General features: G+C 52.0%; 17 protein-coding genes. 5 read left to right on the plus strand and 12 right to left on the minus strand.

The window, feature by feature from the left end:
• Window positions 1-126 precede the first annotated feature (126 nt).
• The 4 genes from JQ822_RS05655 (at window position 127) to yciH (ending at window position 2,863) form a co-directional block, all read left to right on the plus strand.
• Window positions 127-435: a LapA family protein gene (locus JQ822_RS05655; protein ID WP_135321995.1), complete on the plus strand. Its 309-nt coding sequence runs from the start codon at window positions 127-129 to the stop codon at window positions 433-435.
• Window positions 436-441: 6 nt separating this feature from the next.
• Window positions 442-1,611: a lipopolysaccharide assembly protein LapB gene (gene lapB / locus JQ822_RS05660; protein WP_213132614.1), complete on the plus strand. Its 1,170-nt coding sequence runs from the start codon at window positions 442-444 to the stop codon at window positions 1,609-1,611.
• A 187-nt stretch (window positions 1,612-1,798) separates the two neighbouring features.
• Entirely contained in the window at window positions 1,799-2,536 is a 738-nt protein-coding gene (gene pyrF, locus JQ822_RS05665; RefSeq protein WP_213132615.1) for an orotidine-5'-phosphate decarboxylase, read from the plus strand.
• On the plus strand, window positions 2,537-2,863 hold the full coding sequence (gene yciH / locus JQ822_RS05670; RefSeq protein ID WP_213132616.1) for a stress response translation initiation inhibitor YciH: 327 nt from the start codon (window positions 2,537-2,539) through the stop codon (window positions 2,861-2,863).
• Window positions 2,864-2,966: 103 nt separating this feature from the next.
• Here the strand turns inward: yciH and osmB are convergent, their stop codons facing one another.
• From osmB to fabI, 7 genes are all read right to left on the minus strand, one after another.
• Window positions 2,967-3,185, minus strand: coding sequence for an osmotically-inducible lipoprotein OsmB (gene osmB / locus JQ822_RS05675; RefSeq protein WP_003020583.1), 219 nt, complete (start codon window positions 3,183-3,185; stop codon window positions 2,967-2,969).
• Between the two features lie 262 nt (window positions 3,186-3,447).
• Window positions 3,448-4,200 carry a DNA-binding transcriptional regulator YciT gene (gene yciT / locus JQ822_RS05680; protein WP_213132617.1) on the minus strand — a complete coding sequence of 251 codons (753 nt, stop codon included), beginning with the start codon at window positions 4,198-4,200 and terminating at the stop codon, window positions 3,448-3,450.
• 96 nt (window positions 4,201-4,296) lie between these two features.
• The gene (locus JQ822_RS05685) at window positions 4,297-4,479 is read right to left on the minus strand and encodes a YciZ family protein (RefSeq protein WP_213132618.1); all 183 of its coding nucleotides are present in this window, start codon (window positions 4,477-4,479) and stop codon (window positions 4,297-4,299) included.
• A gap of 183 nt (window positions 4,480-4,662) precedes the next feature.
• Window positions 4,663-6,654, minus strand: a complete 1,992-nt coding sequence (gene pdeR, locus JQ822_RS05690) for a cyclic di-GMP phosphodiesterase (RefSeq protein ID WP_213132619.1) — start codon at window positions 6,652-6,654, stop codon at window positions 4,663-4,665.
• 263 nt (window positions 6,655-6,917) lie between these two features.
• Window positions 6,918-8,852: an exoribonuclease II gene (locus tag JQ822_RS05695; RefSeq protein ID WP_213132620.1), complete on the minus strand. Its 1,935-nt coding sequence runs from the start codon at window positions 8,850-8,852 to the stop codon at window positions 6,918-6,920.
• 89 nt (window positions 8,853-8,941) lie between these two features.
• Window positions 8,942-10,099 carry a carboxymuconolactone decarboxylase family protein gene (locus JQ822_RS05700; RefSeq protein WP_213132621.1) on the minus strand — a complete coding sequence of 386 codons (1,158 nt, stop codon included), beginning with the start codon at window positions 10,097-10,099 and terminating at the stop codon, window positions 8,942-8,944.
• 216 nt (window positions 10,100-10,315) lie between these two features.
• Window positions 10,316-11,104, minus strand: coding sequence for an enoyl-ACP reductase FabI (gene fabI / locus JQ822_RS05705; protein ID WP_213132622.1), 789 nt, complete (start codon window positions 11,102-11,104; stop codon window positions 10,316-10,318).
• 317 nt (window positions 11,105-11,421) lie between these two features.
• On the opposite strand from fabI, the gene JQ822_RS05710 reads away from it, so the two are divergent.
• Window positions 11,422-12,111: an EAL domain-containing protein gene (locus JQ822_RS05710; RefSeq protein ID WP_213132979.1), complete on the plus strand. Its 690-nt coding sequence runs from the start codon at window positions 11,422-11,424 to the stop codon at window positions 12,109-12,111.
• Between the two features lie 41 nt (window positions 12,112-12,152).
• On the opposite strand, the gene sapF is transcribed toward JQ822_RS05710, so the two are convergent.
• The 5 genes from sapF to sapA are packed head-to-tail and all read right to left on the minus strand — an operon-like array spanning window position 12,153 to window position 17,435.
• Window positions 12,153-12,959: a peptide ABC transporter ATP-binding protein SapF gene (gene sapF, locus JQ822_RS05715; RefSeq protein WP_135321982.1), complete on the minus strand. Its 807-nt coding sequence runs from the start codon at window positions 12,957-12,959 to the stop codon at window positions 12,153-12,155.
• 1 nt (window position 12,960) lies between these two features.
• Complete coding sequence (sapD, locus tag JQ822_RS05720) at window positions 12,961-13,953, minus strand: peptide ABC transporter ATP-binding protein SapD (RefSeq protein WP_213132623.1); 993 nt, start codon at window positions 13,951-13,953, stop codon at window positions 12,961-12,963.
• Window positions 13,953-14,843 carry a peptide ABC transporter permease SapC gene (sapC, locus tag JQ822_RS05725; protein WP_213132624.1) on the minus strand — a complete coding sequence of 297 codons (891 nt, stop codon included), beginning with the start codon at window positions 14,841-14,843 and terminating at the stop codon, window positions 13,953-13,955. The genes sapD and sapC overlap by 1 nt, the downstream gene beginning before the upstream one ends.
• Complete coding sequence (gene sapB / locus JQ822_RS05730; protein ID WP_213132625.1) at window positions 14,830-15,795, minus strand: peptide ABC transporter permease SapB; 966 nt, start codon at window positions 15,793-15,795, stop codon at window positions 14,830-14,832. The genes sapC and sapB overlap by 14 nt, the downstream gene beginning before the upstream one ends.
• On the minus strand, window positions 15,792-17,435 hold the full coding sequence (gene sapA, locus JQ822_RS05735; RefSeq protein ID WP_213132626.1) for an ABC transporter substrate-binding protein SapA: 1,644 nt from the start codon (window positions 17,433-17,435) through the stop codon (window positions 15,792-15,794). The genes sapB and sapA overlap by 4 nt, the downstream gene beginning before the upstream one ends.
• Between the last annotated feature and the right edge of the window lie 248 nt (window positions 17,436-17,683).

The following is a 17,683-nucleotide window of genomic DNA, read 5'->3' on the forward strand; positions in this document are numbered from 1 at the left end:
GCCCTTAAATCATAAAGAGTAAGGCGCTTTTCCGTTTCGCACTCGTCGTGAAAATGGTAATTTAAAGGGCTCAACGCGGTAAGTTGTACACGATTTATTCGCTCAAACCACATAACGGGAAGTAATGTGAAATATTTACTCATTTTCTTACTGGTGTTGGCGATTTTTGTTATTTCGGTGACATTAGGTGCGCAAAACGATCAACAGGTAACGTTTAACTACCTGCTGGCTCAGGGGGAGTATCGTATATCTACGCTGCTTGCCGTGTTGTTTGCTGCAGGATTTGCGATTGGTTGGTTAATTTGCGGCCTTTTCTGGCTGAAGGTTCGTGTGTCGCTTGTGCGCGCCGAACGTAAAATCAAACGACTGGAAAACCAGCTTGCGCCTGCGACCGACGTTGCGGTATCTGCCGATTCGTCGGTTGTGAAGGAATAATTATTTATGCTGGAGTTGTTGTTTCTGCTTTTACCTGTAGCCGCTGCCTATGGGTGGTATATGGGTCGCAGAAGTGCGCAACAAACAAAACAGGACGAAGCTAACCGTTTGTCGCGCGACTATGTCGCCGGGGTAAACTTCCTCCTGAGCAACCAACAAGATAAAGCGGTGGATCTGTTCCTCGATATGTTGAAAGAGGATACCGGCACCGTTGAGGCTCATCTCACCCTCGGAAACCTGTTCCGCTCGCGCGGTGAGGTCGATCGCGCTATCCGTATACATCAAACGCTCATGGAAAGTGCATCGCTGACCTACGAGCAGCGTTTGCTGGCAGTTCAGCAACTGGGACGTGACTACATGGCTGCGGGTCTGTATGACCGAGCGGAAGACATGTTCAATCAGCTTACCGATGAGACTGATTTCCGCGTAGGTGCGTTGCAGCAACTGTTGCAGATCTACCAGGCAACCAGTGAGTGGCAAAAGGCCATTGATGTTGCGGAACGCCTGGTCAAGCTCGGTAAAGATAAGCAGCGTAACGAGATCGCCCACTTTTACTGCGAACTGGCCCTCCAGCAACTGGGCAGCGACGACATGGATCGCGCCATGGCGTTGCTGAAAAAAGGCGCTGCTGCCGATAAAAACAGTGCGCGAGTTTCCATCATGATGGGCCGCGTGTACATGATGAAGGGCGATTACGCAAAGGCGGTCGAAAGCCTGCAGCGCGTTATTTCTCAGGACAAAGAGCTGGTAAGCGAAACCCTGGAAATGCTGCAGAGTTGCTACCAGCAACTCGGTCAGAACGACGAATGGGCAGAATTTTTACGCCGCGCCGTGGAGGAAAATACCGGTGCAGCCGCTGAGCTGATGCTGGCTGATATCCTCGAAGCGCGCGAGGGCAGCGATACCGCGCAGGTCTATATCACCCGTCAGCTGCAGCGTCATCCTACGATGCGCGTCTTCCACAAGCTGATGGACTATCACCTCAATGAAGCAGAAGAAGGGCGCGCCAAAGAGAGCCTGATGGTGCTGCGAGATATGGTCGGCGAGCAGGTACGCAGCAAGCCACGCTACCGTTGCCAGAAATGTGGTTTTACCGCCTACACGCTGTACTGGCACTGCCCGTCCTGTCGTTCATGGTCAACGATTAAGCCAATTCGCGGACTTGACGGTCTGTAATTTAAAAAAATACCTATTTTAGTTACAACATACTTGTGTTTTATCTTCACTCCCATACCTGAACCTCTGAGCCACATCGCCTGGCAGAAATGTAATCGAACCTGTTAATTTTCTATGACCACAGGTAGAATGCACGCCGTTTACCCATTTTGTACCGCAAGGTGCCCATCTTCAGGAAGGTCTGGTTATGACGTTTACTGCTTCATCTTCTTCCCGCGCTGTTACTGATTCTCCTGTCGTTGTCGCTCTGGATTACAATAATCGCGATAAAGCGTTAGCTTTCGTCGACAGAATTGATCCTCGTGATTGCCGTTTGAAAGTGGGCAAAGAGATGTTCACGCTTTTCGGACCCCAGCTGGTGCGTGACCTGCAACAGCGTGGATTCGACGTGTTTCTGGATCTGAAATTCCACGATATTCCCAATACCACGGCACATGCCGTTGCGGCAGCAGCAGATCTTGGCGTGTGGATGGTCAACGTTCATGCCTCTGGCGGGGCACGCATGATGACGGCGGCCCGTGAAGCCTTAGTACCCTTTGGCAAAGATGCGCCGCTGTTAATTGCCGTGACGGTGCTGACCAGCATGGAAGCCAGCGACCTTGCCGACATTGGCGTGACGTTGTCACCCGCGGAGCATGCGGAAAGACTGGCACGCTTAACGCAAAAATGCGGGCTGGACGGTGTCGTCTGCTCGGCACAGGAAGCGGTGCGATTCAAGCAAGAATTGGGTCAGGCCTTTAAGCTGGTGACCCCAGGTATTCGTCCTGAAGGCAGTGAAGCAGGCGACCAGCGCCGCATTATGACGCCGCAACAGGCGTTATCAGCGGGTGTGGATTATATGGTGATTGGTCGTCCGGTTACGCAGTCGACGGATCCGGCGCAGACGCTGAAGACGATCAATGCCTCACTGAAGCGAGGTGTGTAAATGAATGACGATAACTCTCGCCTGGTTTACTCCACCGAGTCCGGGCGTATTGATGAACCTAAAGTGGTGCCAGAACGTCCGAAGGGCGATGGCATTGTGCGTATTCAACGCCAGACCAATGGTCGAAAAGGTAAGGGGGTTTGCCTGATTACCGGTATTGACCTGAACGATACCGAATTGACCAAATTAGCCGCTGAGCTGAAGAAAAAATGTGGTTGCGGTGGGGCAGTGAAAAATGGCGTAATTGAAATACAGGGCGACAAACGTGACCTGATTAAATCGCTTCTGGAAGCCAAAGGAATGAAAGTCAAACTGGCGGGCGGTTAATAAAAAAAGCCACGAAATAATCCGTGGCTTTATTATTAGTAATATAAATAGTACGGTTGCGAAAAAGTAAACGTATTATTATATCGAGCCGGTCAACCGTAGCTTATTTGCCCACCTGGTGGCCGATAATACCACCTACTGCAGCACCACCCAGCGTTCCCAACGTGCTGCCGTCCGTCAGGACTGCACCACCAATGGCACCTGCACCCGCACCAATTGCGGTATTACGGTCTCGTTTAGACCAGTTAGAGCAGGCGCTCAGAGACATTGCCAGAGTAATCGCCAGAATGGCAGCGGTCATTTTTTTGCTCGTTACTAACATAATACTTTCTCCTGAATGATTGATTCACAGAATCCAGTCTCTTTAATCATAGCGTTAAATTAAGGCTATTAAAGGTATTTCCGTGAAACCGTTTAGCGCAGGCACTACAATCAATCACCTGTTGATGTTTGTTCCTGTCATATCGCTAACATTAATTTTACGACATTGTCCTGTTAACGACAGGTAAAAAGTCTTAATTGAACTGTCAGATAAGTCTCAGAGAGATGATGATTTGCCAGCAGGCAAATCATCGGGTGACGTATTATGCGTGGGTATCGATGATGTTAACGGTTAATCCCGAGTGCTCCAGCTGCATTTGAACACTGGCACTGAGTTTTGCGTCAGTTACTACACGACTGAATCGCTCCAACGGGCCCAGGGTGTAAGGATGAATGGCATCAAATTTTGAACTGTCGGTGAGCACAATCACCTCTGCGCCTTTTTCCAGCACCGCATTGACCACGTCAGAGCGCATCATATCGCGACCGGTGAAGCCGGTTTCAGGCTGCCAGCCATCAATACCAATAAAGGCCTTACTAAAGTGAACCTGTTGGATAAACTGCCGCGTTAACGGCCCAACCATGCTCTCGCTTTTTTTCTGATAGATCCCGCCGAGAAGGATCACTTCGCAAGGGGTTTCTTTGAGCAGGTGAGCGATATAGCTGCTCACCGTAATGATGGTGACGTCTTTTTGCTCCGCCAGCGTTCTGGCCAGCAGTGCATTACTGCTACCGTTCTCAATAAATACGGATTCACCCGGATTAACCAGCGAGGCGGCAAATTCAGCCAGTTCACGTTTCAGGGGGAAATTGGTCATCATGCGCGTTTCGACATCGTCGCTGTTCAGTGAAACCGCGAAGCCGTGCGCACGGCGCAAATAACTCTGTTTTTCCAGCGTGTTCAGATCCTGTCGAATCGTCACTTCTGAGACACCGGTGATTTTAGCAAGCTCAGCTACGCTTATCTGGCCTTTATCGGTGACCATCTGCAAAATAGATTGTTGTCGGGAATTCATAGTATTAATTTTTATAGCGATATCGTATCGGAAATTAAACGGAGGCTTCGTTATCAGCGATCTGAAGCCAGCAACCATATAAAAAGAACAAAGCCGTCAGATCTCCCACGGAGCTTTGTGTTTATTTGACAAAGACGCTGTCTCTTCGTGGCTCGTGTTTAACAGTTCTGCTTTTAGAATTTCGAGGTTGTGGATGGCTGAGTGGGTGTCGCCAGCAACAAGGATATCCAGCACGGTATCAATGCGTTCGGCCAGTCGTTGTGCGTTGATATCAGACATTGTCATCATCCTGGTGTCAAAAAAGTTTGAATTTCATGATGCAGAAATTTATGACAAAAGAGAAGGGAAAAATAGTATTAACCTGCACGATTGGAAAATATTATATATTCCGTGATTACAGACAGATACGATAGTCGCGAAATGTCCATTTTTCGCTATTTCACCACGGTTATTCCTGCATTGTCAGCGCATTTTTTTATTCAGATGCCGTTTGTACCAGCGTTCAAACGCAGCGGCCGGCATCGGCTTAGCAAACAAGAATCCCTGCCGCTCATTGACACCATTCTTGGTCAGGAAGGCATCCTCTTTCGCGCTTTCAACACCTTCAGCGATCACCTGTAGGTTTAGCGCCTGCGCCACCGCAACAATGGCGCGAACCAGCGACTGCGAAATAGACTGTTTGTGGATGTCCCGGACGAAGGTCTGATCCAGTTTAATCGCATCGAGTGGGAAGCGGGCGAGTTGAGAAAGCGAAGAGTATCCTGTGCCAAAATCATCCAAATGGATCTGGGCACCAAGCTGGCTAAACTGCTGAATAACGGACAGTGCCAGTTGTTCATTCTCAATCAAACTGCTTTCCGTTAATTCGACGTCGATTGGGCAATATTCAAAATTAAGATCGTGTAGAACCTGCTTCAAATCGGTGAATAGCGTTTGATCGGCCAGTTGACGCGCCGAAACGTTGACCGCCACGCGCAGATTGATCCCCTTGTCGCGCCACTTCGCCACCTGGCGCACAACATCCAGAATCACCCATCGCCCCAGCGGGACGATAAGTCCTGATTCTTCGGCGTAAGAGATAAACTCCAGCGGCGGGATTAATCCCCGCTCCGGCGACTGCCAGCGAACCAGCGCCTCCAGACTACGGACTTCACCACGCCAGGTTATTTTAGGCTGGTAGTGGATCAGCAACTGATCGTTTTCCAGCGCCTTTCGCAGGTTGGTATCCAGCCAAAGATATTCGAATACTCGCTGGTTCATTTCGGGGGAGAATACGCAAAACTGCCCGCGTCCACCTTCTTTGGCGGTATACATGGCAGTATCCGCGTTGCGAATGACGTTTTCGCAGTCATTGCCATGTTGGGGGGCCAGGGAAATACCGATAGAACAGCCGGTATACACTTCAATCAGACCGATACGAAACGGCAGGCGCAGGCGAGTCAGAATGCGCGAGGCCGTAGCTTCCAGTGCGCTCTGGGAGGTTTGCGTGGCGAGGACAATGAACTCATCACCGCCGAAGCGAGCCAGTAACTGGTCATCTTCGAGGCAACTGAGGATCGCCAGCGAGACGCTCTGCAAGAGTTGATCGCCAAACATATGCCCGTAGGCATCGTTCACCTTTTTGAAATTATCGAGATCGAGATAAATAATCCCTACCTGCGTGTCGCCCGCGTTCTCAATGGCCTCGCTAATCATCTCATGAATGGCGTTACGGTTGGGTAATCCGGTGATGGAGTCGGTGTTAGCCAGCACGCGTAGGCGTTCCTGGGCGCGCCGTTCCTCGGTAATATCGGTCCCGGAACAGATCAGAAAAATTTCATTCTTACCGCTGCCGTTATGCACGAATTTATTGCGAAACAGGAACAACCTCTGACCTTTACAGGTCTTCACCCAGCGCTCGACTTCATACGAGTTGCCTTCGCGGAAAAAAACGTCAATGTTGCGTCTTGATGCCGCTGCTTCACGTCGGCTCATAAACAGCGCGAAGACGCTTTGCCCGATGACTTCACGTTCTTTTAGTCCGGTGTACTCTTCGCACAACCGATTAAATCGCTGAATATTTCCCTGGCGGTCAAGAATAACGATAACGGAATTGGCCTCTGAGACAACCTGTTCGGCAAACGATAACCCTTGCGCCAGGTCGCGAGCGACAGAAGGGGTGTCGTCCCAGGCGGATGCGCTGCCAGCCCATTCGCGTTTATTAATTCTCCTCCCGACCAGGTGCACGGGAATATCATCCGTATCTATAGGAAGGGTCATTAACAGGCTTGAGGTAATCACCGTCATTTCCCGAATGCGGTCGGCTTGTTCAGGCGATAATTCGATGGTTTGATCTGATTCGGCTGCTTCGTCAATAGAGAAATGCAGGATGTTACAATCCTCTGACAAACGCCAGTAGGGGTTGTGAGTACCCACGTAGCTATACAACGTAACCAACTCCCGAACGTCTTTCATGATGTGTACTATCCCGTTTAAAGCGCATAGAGCCTCAAAAGTAAGAGTAGCCATGATTCATTCAGGGTGATTATGGCTGAACATATTGTTTTATTTATATATTTATGTTTAATCCAGATTCAGAAAAAAGCAAAGCTGCGGAACTGAAAATAACAAAAAATAAATTGGACTGGATGAGGGAAGTGTAGTGCGTGGCGGCGTTTAAGGTAGGAAAAAAGAAAACGGCCTTTCACAAAAAGAGAAAGGCCGTGAGTCTATTTGTGCTATGCGGCTGGGCGAGCGATTACGCTGCGGGTTTCCATCCGCACTTCGGCGATAGTGACATCAATCACGTCGGTGACCTTGTAAACCACTTCGCCTTTGATCTGCACCGTACCGCTCTCCTGGCTACAGACCAGTTCATCGCGAACGGCGTGCAGGAATGGCGCAGGAATAAATGCGACAGCGCCATTATCGACTAAACGCACACGCATGCCGCCACGGCTGACATCGATGATTTCGGCGGCAAAACGGGTGTCGGTACCGGCTTTGTCGCTCAGGAAACGGGCGTACAACCAGTCACCAACGTCACGTTCGGCCATCCGGTTCAGGCGACGACGCTCTGCCATCTGCACCGTGATATTATCCTGTGGACGAGCTATGGTTTCGCCTTTAATCACAGCTTTCAGCAGGCGGTGGTTGATCATATCGCCATACTTACGGATAGGGGAAGTCCATGTGGCATACGCTTCCAGACCCAATCCAAAGTGAGGACCTGGCTCGGTACTGATTTCGGCATAAGACTGGAATCGGCGAATACGGCTATCGAGGAAACCGGAAGGTTGTGCATCCAGTTCACGACGCAGCTTACAGAAGCCTTCCAGCGTCAACACTTCTTCAGCATCTACGTGCATACCATGGGTTTTCAGCAGTGCGGCCAACGCCTCAGCATTCGCCGGATCGAACCCCATATGTACGTTATAAATCCCGAAGCCTAGCTTGTCGCGTAGAACACGCGCGGCGCAGATATTCGCCGCAATCATGGATTCTTCCACGATCCGATTGGCTATGCGGCGAGGCTCTGCCACGATATCCAGCACTTCACCTTTTTCACCCAGTACAAAGCGGTAATCCGGGCGATCTTTAAACACCAGGGCGTGGTTATGGCGCCACTCGCCACGGCTCAGGCAGATACGTTGCAGCAGACGGATTTGCTCGGCAATGGCGTCGTTTTCGGGCTGCCAGCCATTATTACCTTCCAGCCAGTCAGACACGTTGTCATAGGCCAGTTTCGCTTTGGATTCGATGGTCGCCGTAAAGAAGGTGATGTCATCTTCAATCGCACCGTCAGCCGTAATCGTCATGCGGCAGGCCAGTACCGGACGCACTTCGTTAGCACGAAGTGAACACAGATCGTCCGACAGTTCACGTGGCAACATTGGGATATTGAAGCCCGGCAGATAGTTGGTGAACGCGCGAATTTTCGCGGTGTTATCCAGCTTGCTGCCTTCGGCAATCCAGGCGGTAGGATCGGCAATTGCGACGGTTAATTGCAGTTTGCCATCCGCCAGTTCTTCGGCGTACAGCGCATCGTCCATGTCTTCAGTGCTGGCACTGTCAATGGTGACGAAATTGAGCGCGGTGAGATCCTGACGCACCAGGCCCTCATCCAGCATCTCGGTGGCTACGCCATCCGGTGCTTCTTTTTCAAGGTTATGGCGTGCCAGCGTGACCCACCATGGGACGAAATGATCGTCTGCAAAGGTGATGAACTGGGTTAACTCAGCGTAGAAGGTGCGGTCGCCTTTAAGCGGATGGCGACGCATTTCTGCGACGGCCCAGTCACCTTCTTTAAATTCATGTTCCACACCGCGAGCGGCACGGCAGGGGATAGCGTCTTTCAGTAACGGATGATCCGGCACAATAGACAGACGATCGTTCTTGCCCTGAACTTTACCCACGAAACGCGTCAGGAACGGTTCGACCAGTTCTTCCGGCTCGGCAGACTCGCGATCTTTTTCGCTATGGATCACCGCGACAATGCGGTCACCATGCATCACTTTTTTCATCTGCGGCGGTGGAATAAAATAGCTTTTTTGTGCGTCGACTTCCAGGAAGCCAAAGCCTTTTTCCGTGGCTTTGACCACCCCTTCAGCACGCGGCGTCTGGGAATGTAGTTGCTGTTTAAGCTGCGCTAGCAGCGGGTTGTCCTGAAGCATAATTGTCTATTTTCGTGGCCTAAAGAGCGGCTGACAGTTTTACGCGAAACTGCCAGTCGCAGCAAGCGCTCTTTCAATGAGCGGAAGGGTTAATGCGTCTCGCCCAGCGCGATTTTCAAGCGATTCAACCATCCGCACAATCCGCTCCAGGCCAGTAAGTTAATAGCCTGTTCCGATGAGACACCCTGTTCAAATAACGGGGTTAACAGTGCGGCGCTAAAACGATCGGGCGCCCGGGTTAGCCATTGTACCGCTTGTAGAGTGACGCGCTCAACCGGATGTCGTTGCTCCCAACGCTGTAATTCACGTTCATCAAGACGCAGTATCGTGATGATGTCGGTCAGTTGATGTGCTAAGCCAGCCTGTTCATTAAAGCAGGCGACGCTGCCGTTAATGCGTGACGTCAGCAGCGCGGCGAGAGAAAACGCCCTCGACGGCGCATCTGCGCGCAGCGTGCTGGTCAGCAATGACTGGAGTAAAGCCAGTACCGTCGGTGAATGTGCCAACATTGGTACAAGTGCGTGTAACTCCGGGAACCGTCCGTTTTGGCTACTGCGGTCTGGCAATGATTCGCGAGGAGGGATGATTTCAACCTGGAATGCGGCTGCATGCCATTGGGCATCAGCATTGTTAAATAACGATGCCTGCGCGTATTGCTGAATATCAAGGCCCGGTATTCGACGCACAGGGTGACCAAAATAAGCCTGAAGGATCGCCACGACGCGAGCCTGGAATCCAACAAAGCCGATTATTTGATTGATCAGGATGATATCGCAGGTCGTTAACCCAACCTCATCAAGATGCTGGCGATCGCGCGCATTGATAACGGCGGGTGAGTAGGCAAGCTGGCGAGCATACTGGGTAATTTGCGCCAGCCGATGATTACTCTCGCGAGAAGAGTCCGGGCCAGGAAGTGGGGTCAAACGTGCCGCATAGTGGTTACACAACCGCTGGATGCCGTAAACCTGAGCGACGGTTAAGGCGGTACTCATGCGTTCATAGGCGCTGAACGTATGTAACTGAGTCAGCGCAATATCAGTAGGGAAGAAAAAGTGAGCAAGTTCGCGGGCAGGTTCTAACCAGGACTGAAAGGGTAATAGCGCGACTTCGGGTATCGCCATGTCCAGCAAAAAACTGTCTTCGACGTTTGCCGCTTCTGGCACCAGCGGGAGAACATCTTGCGGATAGGTGCTGGACTGCGTTTCATGATACCAGTGGCTTTTGCCTTCAATTCGGCGTTGTTCCATGGGCGTTCCTTGGTCTAAAAAGTGGCGACCCGGATACGTCGTCATACTTGTCCGCCGGATCGTTTGCGCTGCAATATCCTGGCGTAAGCCGATGAGGGGATAAAAGATTGTTACGTGATAATAAATATCAGAAAGGTATATATGGCAGGGAGCGGAAGGCGGGGAGAGTGGAAATCATGGGCGACATTGCGCCGCCCACAGAGGAGGTCTGAAAGATTATTTCAGTTCCAGTTCGTTCATTGCGGCGATGCTAAAACCACCGTCAACGTGAACAACTTCACCAGAGATACCGGCAGACAGGTCAGAGCACAGAAATGCTGCAGAGTTACCCACATCTTCAATGGTCACGGTACGGCGAATCGGGGTAACCGCTTCGCAATGCGCCAGCATTTTACGGAAATCTTTAATACCGGAAGCTGCCAGAGTACGGATTGGGCCTGCGGAGATCGCGTTGACACGCACACCTTCCGGACCCATCGCGTTAGCCATATAGCGAACGTTGGCTTCCAGAGAAGCTTTCGCCAAACCCATCACGTTATAGTTTGGGATAGCGCGCTCTGCGCCCAGGTAGGACAGAGTCAGCAGTGCAGAGCCCGGGTTCAGCATCGCGCGGCAGGCTTTCGCCATCGCAACAAAACTGTAGGCGCTGATGTCATGAGCGATTTTAAAGCCTTCGCGGGTTACCGCATTCACATAGTCGCCATCCAGCTGGTCGGCCGGTGCGAAACCGATGGAGTGTACGAAACCGTCGAATTTCTCCCAGGATTTGCCGAGTTCAGCGAACATGGTGTCGATGCTGGCGTCTTCAGCCACATCACACGGCAGGACGATGTTGGAACCGAGTTGAGCTGCAAATTCTTCCACGCGGCCTTTCAGTTTGTCGTTCTGGTAGGTGAACGCCAGTTCAGCACCCTCGCGGTGCATCGCCTGAGCGATACCGTAGGCGATGGACAATTTACTGGCAAGACCGGTCACCAGAATGCGCTTACCGGAAAGAAAGCCCATAGCTTTAATCCTTATAGTCATTACTTATTTTTAGGAGTATATCACTCCCCTGGGTTCTGCCTCATCCAACCAGACAGGAAAAGGGGTGAGGGCAGAAAACACAAGGCCTCAGCGGCGTTAAATGATATGATTTGGCTTTAGTCGATGTTTGCTAACATATCAATGTAAGAAGATTCTTAAAACAAAAAAAACGACTATTTTCAGCCTGTTATTATATATTGTTTTTATCGATCAATATCTAATCATTGATCGATATTATTGATTGATTATAATTAGAAGTGCATTATCAGAACGTTATGATCAATTGGAGTGGTCTTATGCACTATCATTTCATCGCGGATCCGATGAGAGACACAACGGATAAGTTGCTGGGTGTTGAAATGAATGCCCGGTTTACGTCAGAGTCGGTGCGTCCTTTGTATTCAGATGTCATCATCACAGCGTGGAGTAGCGAGCAAAAGCGGCATTTCATGCTCGAACAAATACAGTTAGTCGCCCAAAAGCGTGACTGGTTTGAGAAAAATAACCTTTTTTGTACGCTTAACCTGATTGATGAAATGGCGCTTTTCGCGATCGGCGACCCGGCGATTACCACTGCCTTGCATGCCATGCCGTTTATTGCACTACAACTTTCAGAACGCGTCCTGTCGAATACCGCTTGCCTGAATAACCTGCTGATAAACTCTCTGATCGACGGACCCAATGCCTTGTGGCTGGGCAATCTTGGCTCCGGCAGCACGGGGGCGGGCCCGCTGGTCAGCGGCAATTTTGATGTGGTTAAAATGGATCGCAGCTTCTTTTTGTCACAGTTCGAAAAGCCGATGTTCCCGGTTCTTATCAAGAACATCAGGGAATATTGTGACCGCGTGGTAGTCGAGGGGGTTGAAGACGCACGGATTATTAATGAGCTAAGCAATGCGGGTATCTGGGCGGTGCAGGGCGATATTTTCCCGCCGGTTGCATTTAGCGAAATTGAAGCATTGATACCGGCAGACGTTTACCACTGACGATAGACAAAGCCCTCCATCAAAGGAGAGCGTCTATGACGTTAACGATCTTTCCGCCAGGCATCGGCGGTAAGTGCTTCACCGAAATGCCCGGCTATCAAACGGCGGGTCAGTTCATGCAGCGGAGAGGCCAGCACATCCGCCGTACTGCCGCGTTCGACGACTTCCCCCTGGTGCATGACTAACACCTGATCGCTGATGTGTTTCATCATCCCGATATGCTGAGTGACATAGATATAAGAAATACCCTGTTTTTCCTGTAGCTCCAGCATCAGGTTAATCAGCTGCGAACGCATCGACATATCAAGAGAGGCCAACGCTTCGTCAGCGATAATGACTTTAGGGCGCAAAATCAGGGCGCGGGCCAGCCCCAGACGCTGTTTTTGCCCTGGTGCCAGCATATGCGGGTAGTAGCTGACATGATCGGGCAGTAAACCAACCATACGCATGGTTTCAACGATCTGCTTGCGGCGTTGCTCCGGTTCCAGGTCAGTATTCAGGCGCAGCGGGAAATCGAGGATCTGCGAAATACGTTGACGTGGGTTCAGCGACGTTGACGGATCCTGGAAAATCATCCGAATACACTGACTGCGAAAGGAATAATCGCCGTATTTTAGCGGATGATCGTCAATCAGCAGTTCACCGCTGGTGGGTTCCACCATCCCGGCCAGCATTTTCGCCAGCGTCGATTTACCAGAACCGTTTTCGCCAATGACGGCGAGCGTCTGGCGCTCGCGCAGCGTAAAGCTCAGGGGCTTGACCGCTTCGACGGTCTGACGGCGGAATAACCCCGTCCGATAGCGAAAGGTTTTGCTCAGGTTACGTACTTCGAGCAGTGTTTCTACCATCTCACTCTCTCTCCATGTTCAGCGGGAAATGACAGGCATAGAGATGATTCTTTGCTCCGGTCAGTCGTGGGGTTTCAATGCACTCACGTTGAGCATAAGGGCAGCGTGGTCCCAGGCGGCATCCCATGGGTAACTGTTCCAACAATGGAATTGCGCCAGGCATCGTATTCAGGCGGCTTTTATGCGGCATCGGACTACCAAAATCAGGAATAGCGCGGATCAACGCCTGCGTATAAGGATGGTGCGGAATAGTCACCAAATCTTTACTCAGTGCGGTTTCCACCGTTTGTCCGCAGTACATGACGTTGATTTTGTCCGCCCACTGGCTAAGCATTTGCAGGTCATGGCTGATCAGCAAAATGGTGGTGTTGCTGTTTTGATTCAGCCGGGTCAGCAGACGGAAAATCTGCGCCTGAGTGGTGGGCTCCATCGCATTGGTCGGCTCATCGGCAATCAATAAACGTGGCTGATTAGCCAGCGCAATGGCAATCATCACTTTCTGACACTCGCCGTCGGTCAGTTCATACGGGAAACTGCGCATCGCGTCTTTATGATCTTTTATTCCAACACGGTGCAGCAGTTCAATCGCGCGACGTTTGCGCCAGCCAATGCGTTGCCACCAGCGTCCCTTATAGGTCCAGCCGGGAATGTTCTGCATCAGTTGTCGTCCAATACGTTCGGACGGGTCGAGACAGGACTGCGGTTCCTGAAAGATCATGGAAACGTTATGGCCGACCAGTTTGCGCCGCTCGCGGGCAGACAGGCGCAGCAGATCGATATCGTCAAAGCGCATGCGGTCAGCGGTGACGCGCCAGTTATCTTTTGCCACGCCGCATATGGCCTTGGCGATGAGGCTTTTACCGGAACCAGACTCGCCGACCAGCCCGCGGATCTCGCCTTCATTCAGGGTCATACTGACGCGGTCAACGGCCTTCACCCAGTCATCGCCGGTCCTGAATTCAATGGTCAGGTTACGAATATCCAGTAATGGCATTATTCCACCCCCGCAATAATTGCGCGGCGCACACCGTCACCTAACAGGTTAACCAGCAGGACGCTTATCATGATTGCCGCACCGGGCAGCATGACCGTCCACGGTGCCACGTAAATCAATTCCAGCGCGTCGCCAAGCATGGCTCCCCATTCCGGCGACGGCAGTTGCGCGCCGAGATCCAGAAAGCCCAGCGCGGCGATATCCAGTATCGCCATCGACAGTGCGCGGGTAATTTCGGTGATCAGCCCGGCGGTAATATTGGGCAGAATTGCAAACCACAAAATGTTGAGCGTGGAAGCCCCATCCAGGCGGGCAGCAATGACATACTCTTTTTCTAATTCGTCATGCACCATGCTGTAGACGGAACGCACCATGCGAGGCAACAGCGCCAGCCAGACGGCAAACATCGCGTGCGTCAGATGAGGGCCGGCAAACGCCACTACAATAATCGCCAGCAGCAGTGACGGGATAGAGAGCAGGGTGTCGAGAATATGGTTCAGCACCGCTGAGCGTAAACCGTGGGTCGCCCCGGCTAAAACCCCTAACACCAGACCGCACAGTGTGGCGGCGAGCGTGACGACAAATGCACCACCGACGGTAGGGGCCGCACCGCTGAGCAGACGACTTAAAACGTCACGCCCCAGGTCGTCGGTCCCGAGGAAGAATGACACCTCGCCGTAGCGCGACCAGGAAGGCGGGAGCAATTGGTAGCCCAGAAATTGCTGATCGATACCGTAGGGCGCGAACCAGCCTCCGAAAACACACAGTATGACCAGCCCTGCACAGCCATACAGGCCGACCATTGCCGACGCATCGCCATAAAAATTGCGCCAGGCGGTACGCAGCGTGCCAGGCGGGCGCTTTTCGCTGTATACGCTATCGTAAGGCATACCATTCCTTATGTTTCAGAGGGTTAGCCATAGCACCCAAAATATCAGAGATCACGTTAACGATAATCACCAGCGAACCAATCACCATCACGCCGGCTGAAATTGCGGCGTAATCCTGCTGGCGAATGGCGTTGATAAGCCAATGACCAAGCCCTGGCCAGCTAAAGACCATCTCGGTGATCATTGCCAGCGTTAGCATGGTGGAAAACTGCAGGCCCAGACGCGGGATCACCGGCGGTAGGGCGTTGTGTAGTACGTGGCGACGCAAAATGGTTAACCGCGACAGGCCGCGGGTGGCCGCTGCTTTAACATAGTTCTGATCGAAAACTTCGATAGTGCTGATACGCATCAGGCGAATCACTTCCGTTGTTGGTGCAACGGAGAGCGTTAACACCGGGAGCACCATGTGGCGAATGGCGCTAATCAGCATTTCGTCACGCCACGGCGAGTCGGAGATCCATGCGTCGATAATGGCAATGCCGGTGACCGGTTTCACCTCATAGAGCAGGTCAAAGCGGCCGGACACCGGCAGCCAGCCGAGCGTCAACGAGAAGAACAGCGTTAGCAGCAGCGCCAGCCAAAAGACCGGGATGGAAAACCCCATCAGTGCAAACGCACTGATGCAGCGATCCGGCCATTTATTGCGCGTGATCCCTGCCAGCATGCCAACGGGGATTCCAACCATCAGGGCAAAGCCAAAGGCGAGAATGCACAGCTCCATCGTGGCGGGGAACACCTCTTTCAGTTGCTCTGAGATAAGCTGGCCGTTGATGCTGGACACGCCGAAATCCCAGTGGATTAAGCCATTGAACCAGAATAACCAGGCATTCCACAGCGAGGCGCCTTGCAGAGGGGCATGGGGAGTAAAATAACTCAGGCTGAACCCAATAAACGTCAGAAAAAACAGGGTGACCAGAAGTAATAAAAAACGACGCAGGGTAAAGATAATCATGGTTTTTTCACCTCATCTTTCTTTTCCCTGTAAACCCCGGCAAAGGAGGCGTTACCGAACGGGCTGAGCACCAGTCCCTTGATGTCATAGCGATAAGCCTGCAGGCGTAGCGATGAGGCCAGAGGCAGGATCGGTAGCTCCTGCGCCAGGATCGTTTGCGCTTCGTCATAGGCATCAATGCGCGACGAGAGCTGCTGCGACGACAAGGCTTTGCGCAGAATGCTGTCAAACTCAGGATTGCACCAGTGGGCAAAGTTGGTTTGCGAGTTGATGGCGGCACAGCTGAGCAGCGGTCGGAAAAAACTGTCAGGATCGTTACTGTCTGTCGCCCAACCGGACAACGTCAGATCATGGTTCATGTCCATTAATCTCGCCTCCTGAAAACGACCTTCCACCGGAATAATCTTCACATTCACACCAACCTGCGCCATGTCTGCCTGAATAAGCTCTGCGGTTTTCAGCGGACTTGGGTTCCAGGCCTGGGAACTGGTTGGCACCCAAAGCTGTAACGTCAGGTTCTCCAGCCCCAGCGCCTTTAACTGTTCGCGGGATTTTGCCGGGTTGTATTCTGTAATTTTAGCTTCGTTGTCATACGCCCACGAGGCGCGGGGTAAAATAGATGCTGCGGTTTCTGCCGTACCGTAATAGATGGACTGCATCAGACGCTGGTTGTTAATCGCCAGTGCCAGCGCATGGCGAACGGCTGGGTTGTTGAGTGGAGGTTTATTGGTATTGAAAGCCAGATAAGCAATGTTCATTCCCGGTCGCAGCGTCAGGCGTAAACGTGGGTCATCGCGTAAGATGCTGAGCTGACTGGCAGCGGGCCAGGCCAGTACGTCGCATTCACCGGTGAGCAGTTTCGACAAGCGTCCGGTACCGCCAGAACCGAGATCAACGACCACCTGCGGCATTAAGGGTTTACCGCGCCAGAAGGTGTCGTGACGTTGCAGGCGAACATATTGCCCGGCTCGATTTTCTGAAAGCTGGTACGGACCGGTACCGACTGGCTGCCTGTCGAGCAGTTCCTGACGATCCTGTTTTGCCAGCTGCGCGGCATATTCAGCAGACATAACCGACGCGTAGTGCGTGGCCAGATGCCACAGGAAAGACGCATCTGGTTGGGTCAGGCGAAACTCGACGGTGTTGTTGTCCAGCTTGCGTACGCTTTGTACGTTATCGGCGAACTGGAGGCTGTCAAAGTAGGGGAAACTGCCGCCGTTAACATTGTGCCACGGGTGCTGACGGTCAAAGATGCGCTCGAAGGTAAACACCACATCGTCCGCATTCAGTTTGCGGGTAGGGGTGAACCAGGCGGTCTTTTGAAAGGGAACGTCGCGACGCAGGTGGAAACGGTAGGTTGCGCCGTTATCCAGCACCTCCCAGCTTTCGGCCAGTTCCGGCACCAGGCGGTAGGTGTAAGGATCCACATCAAGCAGACGGTCATAGAGCTGGGCGGCAAGCGTGTCGACGATCAGCCCACTGCTTGCTTTTTGCGGGTTGAACGTATTGACCTGTCCGCTGACGCAATAGACAAAGCCACTGTCCCGAATATCGGCAAGCGTGGTCTGCTCAGGTGCGGCAGCAGCCTGACCACTCAGAAGTCCAGCCATCACGATCAGAGATGATAAAACCAGGCGCATAATTTTAAGGAGTTATGTGTAAAAGAGCTATCTTACTAATATTTAATGACATTCGCCATTACCGTTTGTGTTTGGGGGCATTATGGGGAAGCAGTATTGATAAGCGCGGATGGGGCATTGCGACCTGCTCAATATTTATACCTGCTATCCACTTTTGCTGTACCTTATTCACTATCTTAGCATTTTTACGCCCGATCTGACCCGCAATAAACGCGGGAGTAGCCCCAGCGACTCACTTCCAGCGAGGC

This window comes from Citrobacter sp. FP75, from assembly GCF_018342065.1.
Lineage (GTDB): Bacteria > Pseudomonadota > Gammaproteobacteria > Enterobacterales > Enterobacteriaceae > Citrobacter.